Below are 11,052 nucleotides of genomic sequence, written 5' to 3' on the forward strand. Positions count from 1 at the left end.
GCGACGACGCCGACGCCGAACAGGATGAGGATCAGGGTGCCGGCGAACTCGGCGGCGAGCTCGCCGGCCAGTGCGGGGATTCGGGTGCGTTCCGCCATGGGTACTCCTCGGGAGGTGGGGTGGACGCGAGCCCCGTGAGGCTGGCTGGACGGTAAGCCGGGACGGAACGCCTGACAACGGGAGCCTGCCGACAATGTCGAACACTTTCGTCCCGGCGCGGCGGCGGTTACCCTCCACCCTGTGCACCAGATCACACAATCCGGGCAGTTCAGGACGCATCGGACGATGATCGCGGCGGCTGCCGACATTGTCGGCATGTCGCCGGTGGACCTACCATCGGCTCCATGCCCGGACCTGTGCAGTCGATCGAGCGGGCGGCCGCGATCCTGCGCCTGCTGGCGGCGAGCTCGGGACGGCTCGGGGTCGGCGAGATCGCCAGTTCGCTGGGCCTGGCCCGGGGCACCGCGCACGGCATCCTGCGCACCCTGGAGCGCGTCGGCTTCGTCGAGCAGGACGGCGGAACGGGCAAGTACCAGCTCGGCGCCGCGCTGCTGCACCTCGGCACCAGCTATCTGGACGTCAACGAGCTGCGGTCCCGGGCCATCAACTGGGCCGACGCGCTCGCCTCGCGCACCGGCGAGGCCGTCCGGATCGGGACGCTGCTGGACGGGAAGGTCCTGGTCGTCCACCACGTGTTCCGCCCTGACGACACCCTCCAGGCCATGGACGTCGGCTCGCTGCTGCCGCTGCACGCCACCGCGCTCGGCAAGGCACTGCTCGCGCACGACGCCAACGCGGCGGCGTCCATCCGCGACACCGTCCTCGAGTCCTACTGCCGGCGTACCGTCACCGACCCCAAGGAGCTCGCACGGGCCGCCTCCCGCGTCCGGGAGAACGGCTGGGCCGCCGAGGCCGAGGAGCTGTCCATCGGCGAGGCCGGGATCGCGGCCCCGATCCGCGGGCACGGCGGGCTCGTCGTCGGGGCCATCGGCATCTCCGGCGCGGTCGAGCGGATCTGCGACTCCCGCCGCGTCCCCGACCCGAGGCTCGTGGCCTACGTGCGCGACGCCGCCCGCGCCGTCTCCCGGGATCTCGGCGGCTCGCGCTGGTGACGCCCCGCCGTCCGTCCCGACGCCGCCGCGGCGGCGCGGGGAGGCGCGTCCCGGGGGAGGGGGCCGACCGTGACCGAACGGTACGTGATGTCGATCGACCAGGGCACCACGTCCACCCGGTGCATCCTGTTCGACCACGGCGGCCGCCTGGTGTCGGTGGCGCAGCGCGAGCACCGGCAGCACTTCCCGAAGCCCGGCTGGGTCGAGCACGACCCGATGGAGATCTGGCGCAATCTCGAGCGCATCGCACCGGAGGCGCTCGCCCAGGCGGGCGCGACGCCCGGCCAGGTCGCGGCGGTCGGGATCGCGAACCAGCGGGAGACGACCGTCCTGTGGGACCGGCTGACCGGCGTCCCGATCGGCCGCGCCATCGTCTGGCAGGACATGCGGACCGGCCCCCTCGTGGACGAGCTGGCCCGCGCCCCCGGCGCCGCGATGGTCACCGAGCGCAGCGGGCTGCCGCTGGCCACCTACTTCTCGGCCCCGCGCGTGCGCTGGATGCTGGACCACACGCCGGGCCTGCGGGAGCGCGCCGAGCGCGGCGAGGTCCTGTTCGGCACGATGGAGAGCTGGCTGATCTGGAACCTCAGCGGCGGCGTCGACGGCGGCGTCCACGTGACCGACGTGACCAACGCCAGCCGCACGCTGCTGATGGACCTGCGCACCCTGTCCTGGGACGACGGCCTGCTCGACTTCTTCGGGGTGCCGAAGGCGATGCTGCCGGAGATCCGGTCGTCCACCGAGACCTACGGGACGGCCCGCCGCGTGTTCCCCGGCGTGCGCGTCGGCGCCGCCCTCGGCGACCAGCAGGCCGCGCTGTTCGGGCAGGCGTGCTTCTCGCCGGGCGAGACCAAGTGCACCTACGGGACGGGCGCGTTCCTGCTGATGAACACCGGCACCACGCCGGTGAGGTCGGACAACGGGCTGCTCACCACCGTCGGCTACAAGATCGGTGACGAGCCCGCGGTGTACGCGCTGGAGGGCTCGATCGCGATCACCGGGGCGCTGGTCCAGTGGTTCCGGGACGGCCTCGGGCTGATCAGCACGGCGCCGGAGATCGAGACGCTGGCCCGCACCGTCGGCGACAACGGCGGCTGCTACATCGTCCCGGCCTTCTCCGGGCTGTTCGCCCCGCACTGGCGCAGCGAGGCCCGGGGCATCATCGTGGGTCTGACCTCCTACATCACCAAGGGTCACCTGGCGCGGGCCGTACTGGAGGCGACGGCCTGGCAGACCCGCGAGGTCGTGGACGCGATGAACGCCGACTCCGGTCTCTCGCTGAGGGAGCTGAAGGCCGACGGCGGCATGACCTCGGACAACCTGGTCATGCAGATGGTCGCCGACGTGCTGAACGTGCCGGTCGCCCGGCCGATGGTGGTGGAGACGGTGTCGCTCGGCGCCGCCTACGCCGCCGGGCTCGCGGTCGGGTACTGGGCGGGGCTGGAGGGGCTGCGCCGCAACTGGCACCGCGCCGCCCGCTGGGTCCCGGCGATGGAGCCCGCCTGGAGGGCCGCCGAGTACGACAACTGGAAGCGCGCTGTGGAGCGCACGTTCGACTGGATCCGCGCGGGGGAGGACCCGGCCGCGGCGCCCTAGGCCCGGCGCCGGCCCTAAGCCCGGTGCCGCTCGACGAGCTGCCGGACGATCACGTTGCGCTGGATCTCGTTGGTCCCCTCGCCGACGATCATGAGCGGGGCGTCCCGGAAGTAGCGCTCGACGTCGAACTCGGTGGAGTAGCCGGCCGCGCCGTGGATGCGGACCGCGTTGAGCGCGATCTGCATCGCCGCCTCCGAGGCGTACAGCTTGGCCATGCCGGCCTCCATGTCGCAGCGCTCGCCCGCGTCCAGGCGTTCGGCGGCGTCGAGGGTGAGCAGCCGGGCCGCCCGCAGCTGGGTGGCCATGTCGGCGAGATAGTTGCCGATCGACTGGTGCTGCCAGATCGGCTTGCCGAAGGCCTCGCGCTGCTGGGCGTAGCGCAGGGAGTCCTCCAGGGCGGCGCGCCCGACGCCGAGGGCGCGCGCCGCGACCTGGATGCGGCCGACTTCGAGGCCGCGCATCATCTGGGCGAAGCCGCGCCCCTCCTCGCCGCCGAGGACGGCGTCGAGCGGCGCCTCGTAGCCGTCGAAGGAGAGCTCGCAGCTCTCCACGCCCTTGTAACCGAGTTTCGGCAGGTCGCGGGAGACGGTCAGGCCGGGGCCCTTCTCGACCAGCAGGATGCTGATGCCGCGGTGCCGGGGCGAGGCGGCCGGGTCGGTCTTGCACATCAGCGCGATGAGACCGGACGTGCGCGCGTTGGTGATCCACATCTTGGCGCCGTCGACGCGGTACCGGTCGCCGTCCCTGCGCGCGGTCGTGCCCATGGCCTGGAGGTCGGAGCCGCCGGACGGCTCGGTGAGCGCCATCGTGGCGCGCAGCTCGCCGGTCGCCATCCGGGGCAGGTAGCGGTCCTTCTGCTCCTCGGTGCCGTACACGGCGAGCAGGTGGGAGACGACCGTGTGCCCGCCGAACGCGCCCGCGAGCGTCATCCAGCCGCGCGCCAGCTCCCCGGTGACCAGCGCGTAGCAGGCCTTGGAGACGCTGGCGTCGCCGTACGGTGCGGGTACGGCGAGTCCGAAGACGCCGAGCCGCTTCATGCGGTCGATGAGGTGGGCGGGGTAGGTTCCCGCGTGCTCCAGGTCGCGGGCGACCGGGCGGACCTCCTTGTCGACGAAGTCCGCGACGACCTCGACGATGGCGCGCTCCTCGTCGCTGAGCGTGAACACGGCTCCACCCCCCTCCGGTTCTGTGTTTCATATATTTGATAGGAAAATAGCGGCTGTCAACGGGAGGGCGGGCCGCCGCCCGTCCATAATGTGAACCCACCACCAGGCGCACGGGAGACGATGAGAGTGGCACTTTCCGGTGACCGGGCCCTCGGCCGGCGCCGCCAGCTGAGCGACGAGGTGGCCGCCTACGTCCGCGAACTCATCATGTCGGGCCAGGTCAGGCACGGGGAGTTCCTCCGCCTCGAGCGCATCGCCGAGGACCTCGGGATCAGCGTGACCCCCGTCCGGGAGGCCCTGCTGTCGCTGCGCGGCGAGGGCTTCGTCACGCTGGAGCCGCGCCGCGGGTTCATGCCGGCGCCGCTCACCCGCCAGGACGTCCAGGACCTGTTCGAGGCGCAGGCGTACTTCGCCGGCGAGCTGGCCGCCCGCGCCGCCGGAAGGATCACCGAGGCGGAGCTGGAGTCGCTCGACCGCACGCAGGCGCTCCTGGAGGAGGCGTCCGAGGCCCGCGACTCCGCGGCCATCGAGCGCGCCAACCACCAGTTCCACCGGATCGTCAACCTGTGCGCGGGCTCGCCCAAGACGTCCTGGCTGCTCCAGCTCGTGGTGCGGTACGCCCCGCGCCGCTTCTACTCCAGCATCGAGGGCTGGACGCAGGCGTCGGTCGACGACCACCACCTCGTGCTGGGCGCGCTGCGAGCCGGGGACGCCGACGCGGCGCGGCAGGCGATGCGCGCCCACATCCGGCATGCGGGGACGCTGCTCGTGGTGCACCTGGAGGCGCAGGGCTTCTGGAACGAGCAGCCCGGCTGATCCACCGGGACTCTTTCCCCGGCTTCCCGGCTCGCATATCGTATAAAAAATTTCCAGGAGGGTTGATGGACGACCGGGACTCCGAACCGGCGCGCGGCGCCGTGGTCGCCACCGCCGACCACGGCGCGACGCGGGTGCTGACGCTGAACCGGCCCGAGGCCCGCAACGCGATCGACATCCCGATGCGCGAGCGGCTCGCGGACGAGGTGCGGCGCGCCGCGGACGACCCCGGCGTCCGGGCCGTGGTGCTGACCGGCGCGGCGGGGACGTTCTCGGCGGGCGGCGACGTCCGCTCGATGGCGGGCGCCGGACCGGACGCCGTCCGGGCGCGGCTCGACCCCGTGCACGAGACCGTCCGGCTCATCGCGACCTGCGGGACGCCGTTCATCGCCGCGGTCGAGGGCGCCGCCGCCGGGCTCGGCGTGTCCCTCGCCGCCGCGTGCGACCACGTGGTCGCCGCCGAGGACGCCCGGTTCGTCGCCGCGTTCGGCAAGGTCGGCCTCGTCGCGGACGGCGGTCTGCTCTGGACCCTCCCGCAGCGCGTCGGCATGGGCCGCGCCAAGCAGATGCTGGTGTTCGGCCAGACCGTGCCCGCGCCGCGCGCCTACGAGATCGGACTGGCCGACTCCCTGGCGCCGCCCGGCGCGGCCGTGGACGCCGCGCTGCAACGCGCCGCCGAGGCCGCCGCGCTCGCCCCGCTGTCGGTCGCCGCGGCCAAGCGCCTCCTCGCCCGGACCGACCAGAGCCTGGACCGCCTGCTGGACGCGGAGCGGGAGGAGCAGACCGCGCTGTTCGCCAGCGCCGACTTCACCGAGGGCCGGGCCGCGTTCGCCGAGCGCCGCCCGCCGCGCTTCGAGGGCCGCTAGGGAGGACCGGGACGTGAGCAGGCTGCAGCAGACCCACGGGCTCACGGACGAGCAGCGGGAGATCATCGCGACCGTCCGGGCGTTCGTCGACAAGGAGATCCTCCCCGTCGCGACCGGGCTGGAGCACGCCGACGCCTACCCGCAGGCGATCGTGGACGGGATGCGGGACCTCGGGCTCTTCGGCCTGACCATCGCCGAGGAGCACGGCGGGCTCGGGGAGTCGCTGCTGACCTACGCGCTGGTGGTGGAGGAGCTGTCGCGCGGCTGGATGAGCGTGTCGGGCATCGTCAACACCCACTTCATCGTCGCGTGGATGATCGCCCAGCACGGCACCGCCGAGCAGAGGGCGCACTACCTGCCGAGGATGGCGACCGGCGAGATCCGGGGCGCGTTCTCGATGTCGGAGCCGGGCTGCGGGTCGGACGTCTCGGCCATCAGGACCCGCGCCGTCCCGGACGGGGACGACTACGTGATCGACGGACAGAAGATGTGGCTGACCAACGGCGGTTCGGCGAACCTGGTGGCGACGCTGGTCAAGACCGACCCCGCCGCCGGCCACCGCGGCATGACCGCGTTCCTGGTCGACAAGGAGCCCGGTTTCGGCGAGGTCGCGCCCGGCCTCACCGTCCCCGGCAAGATCGACAAGATGGGGTACAAGGGCGTCGACACCACCGAGCTGCTCTTCGACTCCTACCGGATCCCGTCCGCGCAGGTGCTGGGCGGGACGCCCGGACGCGGCTTCTACCAGATGATGGACGGCGTCGAGGTCGGCCGCGTCAACGTGGCGGCGCGCGGCTGCGGCGTGGCCCGCCGCGCCTACGAGCTCGCCCTGGCCTACGCGCGGCGGCGCGAGACGTTCGGAAAGCCGATCGCCGAGCACCAGGCCGTCCTGTTCCGCCTGGCGGAGATGGCCACCAAGGTCGAGGCGGCGCACCAGATGATGGTGATGGCGGCGCGCCGCAAGGACTCCGGCGAGCGCAACGACCTGGAGGCCGGGATGGCCAAGTACCTGGCCAGCGAGTACTGCAAGGAGGTCGTGGAGGACGCGTTCCGCATCCACGGCGGCTACGCCTACTCCAGGGAGTACGAGATCGAGCGCCTGTACCGGGAGGCCCCGATGCTGCTGATCGGCGAGGGCACCGCCGACATCCAGAAGATGGTCATCGGCCGCCGGCTGCTGGAGGAGCGGTGACCGGTGCGGCCGCCGGACCGCCGCTCGCGGGGATCACCGTCGTCGCCCTGGAGCAGGCGGTCGCGGCGCCGTTCGCCACGCGGCAGCTGGCCGACCAGGGCGCCCGCGTCATCAAGGTGGAGCGCGTCGACGGCGGCGACTTCGCCCGCGCCTACGACACGGGCGTGCGCGGCGGGCTCGGCACGCACTTCGCGTGGCTCAACCGGTCGAAGGAGTCGGTCGCGCTCGACCTCAAGCGCGAGGAGGGCCGCGCGGTGCTCGCCGACCTCGTCGCGCGCGCCGACGTGTTCCTGCAGAACCTGGCGCCCGGCGCGGCCGCCCGGCTCGGGTTCGGCGCCGAGGAGCTGCGCGCTCGCGACCCCCGGCTGATCGTGGTCGAGATGTCGGGCTACGGCTCGCGGGGGCCGTACCGGGACAAGCGCGCCTACGACATGCTGGTCCAGGCCGAGGCGGGGCTGATCTCGGTCACCGGCACGCCGGAGACGCCCGTCAAGGCGGGCTCGCCGCTCGCCGACATCGCGGCCGGGATGTACGCCTTCTCCGGGACGCTCGCCGCGCTCGTGCGGCGCGGCGCGACCGGTGCGGGCGCGTCCATCGAGATCACGATGTTCGACGCGGTCGCCGAGTGGATGGGGCAGGCGATGTACACGACGCTCTACACCGGCTCCCCGCCGCCGCGCACGCGGCTGAGCCACCCCGTGATCGCCCCGTACGACGCCTACCCGACGTCCGACGGCGCGGACGTGGTGATCGGCGTCCAGAACGACCGCGGCTGGGCGGCGCTGGCCGCCGGCGTGCTGGAGCGGCCCGACCTCGTGACCGACCCCGAATACGCGACGAATCGGGCAAGGGTCCGCAACCGGGAGAGGGTGGACGCGCTGGTCGCGGGCGTCACGTCCCGCATGGGACGGGAGGAACTGCTGCGGCGGCTCGACGAGGCGGGAGTGCCGAACGCGTCCCTGAACGACGGGCACGGCCTCGTCGCCCACCCGCAGCTCGCCGAGCGGGACCGGTGGCGGGAGGTGGGCTCGCCGGTCGGCGGCATCCGGGCCCTGCTCCCGCCGATCACGTTCGCCGACGCCGAGCCGCGCATGGACCCGATCCCGGCGCTCGGCGAGCACACCGACGCCGTGCTGCGCGAGCTGGGACGCGACGACGCCGCCATCGAGGCCCTGCGCTCGGCCGGCGCGGTCGCCTGACCTCCGCGCCACCGCCGGTCTCCGACGGCGACGCTCCGAAGGCCGGCGGATATCGTGGCGGCATGGCCAGTCAGACCCCCGCCTCAGCCTCCGGTCGCCGCAGGGAGGAACTGCGCGACTTCCTGCGCACCCGCCGCGCCCGCCTCGCCCCCGCCGACGTCGGCATGCCTGACGGGGGACGGCGCAGGACGCCGGGCCTGCGCCGCGAGGAGGTCGCCGTCCTCGCGGGGGTCGGGGTGTCCTGGTACACGTGGCTGGAGCAGGGCCGCGACATCAAGGTGTCCGGGGACGTCCTCGACGCGATCGCGCGGGCCCTGCGGCTGGACGGCGCCGAGCGCGAGCACCTGTACCTGCTCGCGGGGCTGAACCCGCCCCGGGCGGAGGCCGGCCCCGCCGTGCCGATCACGCCCGAGCTGCGGCGGGTGCTGGACGCCTGGTCCCCGCGCCCCGCCTACGTCCGCGACCGCCACTGGAACTTCGTCGCGATCAACGACGCGGCCCGCGAGGTGTTCGGGTACGGCGACACCGACCACAACTGCCTGGTCACCTACTTCACCAACGTCCGGTACCGGTCGATGCACACCCACTGGGCCGCCGCCGCGCCCGACGTCGTGGCGCGGTTCCGCGCCGACGCCGCCCGCTACCCCGACGACCCCGAGTTCGAGCGGATCGTCGAGGATCTGCTGGCGGTCAGTCCCGAGTTCGCCGAGCTGTGGCCCCGCCACGAGGTGAGCGCGGGCGCCCAGGCGGTCAAGGGCATCAGGCACCCGGACGCGGGGGAGCTGGTCTTCGAGGGCACGCTGCTGCCGCTCGCCGACCGTCCGGGCCACCACCTGGTGCTGCACAACCCGCGCCCCGGCACCGGCACGCAGGAGCGCCTCGAACGGCTGATGGCGCGCCGCGAGCTCGCCGCCGCGGGCTGACCCGGCCCGCCCAGGGTGGTGGTCCCACACCCAGGATGAGCGGAGTCTGTTTGCCTTCCGGTCTGTCCAGCACGATCGTCCTCATGAGGAACGAAGGAGACATCATGAGGACGCGGGACTTCGCGGGCACCCCGGTGGGCGCGGTCGGCCTCGGGTGCATGGGCATGAGCTGGGCCTACAGCGAGTCCGAGCGCGACGACGACGCCTCGGTGGCGCTGATCCGGGAGGCGCTCGACCTCGGCGTGACGTTCCTGGACACCGCGCAGCCCTACGGCGACGGCCACAACGAGGCCCTCGTCGGGCGGGCGCTGGCGGGGCGCCGGGACGAGGCGGTCGTCGCCACCAAGACGGGCCTGGTCGTGGAGTCGCTGGCCACCCGGGAACTCGTCCGGAACGGAACGCCGGAGCATGTGAAGGCCTCCGCCGAGGACAGCCTGCGCCGCCTCGGGACGGACGTGATCGACCTTTACTACCTGCACCGGGTCGACCCGCGGGTGCCCCTCGCCGACACGTGGGGCGCGATGGCCGAACTGGTCGCCGAGGGCAAGGTCCGCAGGCTGGGCCTGTCGGAGGTCAGCGTCGCGCAGGCCGCCGAGGCGCACGCGATCCACCCGGTCGCCGCCGTCCAGTCGGAGCTGTCGCTGTGGACCCGCGACGCCATGGGGGCGCCCGGGGGGATGGCCGGCACCCTGCCGGGCGACGCCTCCGGGACGGGGGACGGGCCGGGCGACGTGGTCGGCTGGTGCGCCGCCAACGGCGCGGTCTTCGTGCCGTTCTCGCCGCTCGGCCGCGGCTTCCTCACCGGGACGGTCACCGCGGCCGACTTCGAGGACACCGACTTCCGCGGCGGCAACCCGCGCTTCCAGGAGGAGGCGCTGAAGGCCAACCTGCGCATCGTCGAGGTGGTCAAGGCGGTCGCCGCGCGGCACGGCGCCACGCCGGCCCAGGTCGCCATCGCCTGGACGCTGGCGCAGGGCGAGCACGTCATCCCGATCCCCGGCACCAAGAAGCCGAAGTACCTGCGCGACAACGCCGCCGCCGCCGGCCTGGACCTCACCGAGGCCGACCTCGCGGAGCTGGACGGGGTCCCCGCGGCCGTCGGGGGGCGTTACTGATGCGGGCCGTCACGATTCCCGAGTTCGGCGGCGCGGACGTGCTGCGCCAGGCCGAGGTGCCCGTCCCCGAGCCCGGGCCGGGGCAGGTGTCCATCGACGTGGCGTACGCGGGCGCGAACTTCGCCGAAGTCCTCTACCGCCGGGGCGTCGTGGACGTGCCGCTGCCGTTCGTCCCCGGCATCGAGGTGTCCGGGCACGTCCGGGCGGTCGGGCCGGACGTGGAGGGGCTGCGCAGGGGCCAGCCCGTCGCCGCGCTGACGATCGTGGACAGCGGCGGCTACGCCGAGGTCGCGGTCACCTCCGCCGACCTCGTCGCGCCGCTCGACGGCCTCGACCTCGGGCTGGACGTCGCGGCGGCCGTCCCGTCCAACGGGGCCACCGCTTTCCTCGTCCTGGACCGGGTCGCGCGCATCGAGCCGGGCGAGACGGTGCTGGTGCACGCGGCCGCCGGGGGCGTCGGCAGCCAGCTCGGCCAGGCCGCCCGGCTGCTCGGCGCGGGCCGGGTGGCCGGCACGGTCGGCGGCCCCGCCAAGATCGAGACCGCGCGCGGATTCGGCTACGACGACGTCGTCCTGCGCGACGCGCTGCCGGGCGAGGTCGCGGGCCTCACCGGCGGGCGCGGGTTCGACATCGTCGTGGACATGGTGGGCGGCCCCGCCCGCCGCGCGAGCCTGGACGCCCTCGCCCCGATGGGCCGGATGGTTGTGATGGGCAACGCGTCCGGCGCCGACGACGTGGGCATGTCGGCGAACGAGCTGTGGTTCGCCAACAAGACGGTGTCCGGGTTCAACCTCGCGGCGTTCGCGGGCGTCGCGCCGGCCGACGCCGGACGCGCCCTGCGCCGCGCGGTCGCCGCCGCCGCGTCCGGCGACCTGCGGGTCCAGGTCGAGGCACTGCCCCTGGAGCAGGCCGCCGAAGCGCACGAGCGCATCGAGTCGGGCGCCACGACCGGCAAGCTCGTCCTGGCGGTCAAGGGCTGACCTTCAGGAGTCGTCCCCCGGCCTGCGGGCGGTCATCGTCCGCCAGCGCGGCACCCACTTCCACCCCGGCCCGAGCGTCGGCCGCGG

The 11,052-nt window shown here is 73.7% G+C and carries 10 protein-coding genes; 9 read left to right on the forward strand and 1 reads right to left on the reverse strand.

Annotated features, from left to right (window positions below):
• Positions 1-344 precede the first annotated feature (344 nt).
• Together AB0C69_RS28370 and glpK are read left to right on the forward strand one after the other, a co-directional pair.
• Complete coding sequence (locus AB0C69_RS28370) at positions 345-1,112, forward strand: IclR family transcriptional regulator (RefSeq protein ID WP_345187363.1); 768 nt, start codon at positions 345-347, stop codon at positions 1,110-1,112.
• A 69-nt stretch (positions 1,113-1,181) separates the two neighbouring features.
• Positions 1,182-2,708 (forward strand): glycerol kinase GlpK, encoded by a 1,527-nt coding sequence (gene glpK, locus AB0C69_RS28375; protein WP_360358243.1) that lies wholly within the window; start codon positions 1,182-1,184, stop codon positions 2,706-2,708.
• A gap of 14 nt (positions 2,709-2,722) precedes the next feature.
• On the opposite strand, the gene AB0C69_RS28380 is transcribed toward glpK, so the two are convergent.
• The gene (locus tag AB0C69_RS28380; RefSeq protein WP_360358244.1) at positions 2,723-3,874 is read right to left on the reverse strand and encodes an acyl-CoA dehydrogenase family protein; all 1,152 of its coding nucleotides are present in this window, start codon (positions 3,872-3,874) and stop codon (positions 2,723-2,725) included.
• A 126-nt stretch (positions 3,875-4,000) separates the two neighbouring features.
• Between AB0C69_RS28380 and AB0C69_RS28385 the strand changes: the two genes are divergently transcribed.
• From AB0C69_RS28385 to AB0C69_RS28415, 7 genes are all read left to right on the forward strand, one after another.
• Positions 4,001-4,690, forward strand: coding sequence for a GntR family transcriptional regulator (locus tag AB0C69_RS28385; protein ID WP_360358245.1), 690 nt, complete (start codon positions 4,001-4,003; stop codon positions 4,688-4,690).
• A 65-nt stretch (positions 4,691-4,755) separates the two neighbouring features.
• Positions 4,756-5,556: an enoyl-CoA hydratase/isomerase family protein gene (locus tag AB0C69_RS28390; RefSeq protein WP_360358246.1), complete on the forward strand. Its 801-nt coding sequence runs from the start codon at positions 4,756-4,758 to the stop codon at positions 5,554-5,556.
• 13 nt (positions 5,557-5,569) lie between these two features.
• Positions 5,570-6,748, forward strand: a complete 1,179-nt coding sequence (locus AB0C69_RS28395; RefSeq protein ID WP_345187376.1) for an acyl-CoA dehydrogenase family protein — start codon at positions 5,570-5,572, stop codon at positions 6,746-6,748.
• Positions 6,745-7,947, forward strand: a complete 1,203-nt coding sequence (locus tag AB0C69_RS28400) for a CaiB/BaiF CoA-transferase family protein (RefSeq protein ID WP_360358247.1) — start codon at positions 6,745-6,747, stop codon at positions 7,945-7,947. Before AB0C69_RS28395 ends, AB0C69_RS28400 begins: the two co-directional genes overlap by 4 nt.
• Before the next feature lie 62 nt (positions 7,948-8,009).
• On the forward strand, positions 8,010-8,870 hold the full coding sequence (locus tag AB0C69_RS28405; RefSeq protein ID WP_360358248.1) for a helix-turn-helix transcriptional regulator: 861 nt from the start codon (positions 8,010-8,012) through the stop codon (positions 8,868-8,870).
• Between the two features lie 104 nt (positions 8,871-8,974).
• Positions 8,975-9,985, forward strand: coding sequence for an aldo/keto reductase (locus AB0C69_RS28410; protein WP_360358249.1), 1,011 nt, complete (start codon positions 8,975-8,977; stop codon positions 9,983-9,985).
• Positions 9,985-10,965 (forward strand): zinc-binding dehydrogenase, encoded by a 981-nt coding sequence (locus AB0C69_RS28415; RefSeq protein WP_360358250.1) that lies wholly within the window; start codon positions 9,985-9,987, stop codon positions 10,963-10,965. Before AB0C69_RS28410 ends, AB0C69_RS28415 begins: the two co-directional genes overlap by 1 nt.
• Positions 10,966-11,052: the final 87 nt, after the last annotated feature.

Origin of the sequence: Actinomadura sp. NPDC048032 (assembly GCF_040653175.1) — a bacterium.
Lineage (GTDB): Bacteria > Actinomycetota > Actinomycetes > Streptosporangiales > Streptosporangiaceae > Spirillospora > Spirillospora verrucosospora.

Bases quoted from the DNA above. Each gene is read 5' to 3' on its own strand.
- AB0C69_RS28415 (WP_360358250.1), top strand. From the start codon at position 9,985: ATGCGGGCCGTCACGATTCCCGAGTTCGGCGGCGCGGACGTGCTGCGC.
- AB0C69_RS28410 (WP_360358249.1), top strand. From the start codon at position 8,975: ATGAGGACGCGGGACTTCGCGGGCACCCCGGTGGGCGCGGTCGGCCTC.
- AB0C69_RS28370 (WP_345187363.1), top strand. From the start codon at position 345: ATGCCCGGACCTGTGCAGTCGATCGAGCGGGCGGCCGCGATCCTGCGC.
- AB0C69_RS28405 (WP_360358248.1), top strand. From the start codon at position 8,010: ATGGCCAGTCAGACCCCCGCCTCAGCCTCCGGTCGCCGCAGGGAGGAA.
- AB0C69_RS28390 (WP_360358246.1), top strand. From the start codon at position 4,756: ATGGACGACCGGGACTCCGAACCGGCGCGCGGCGCCGTGGTCGCCACC.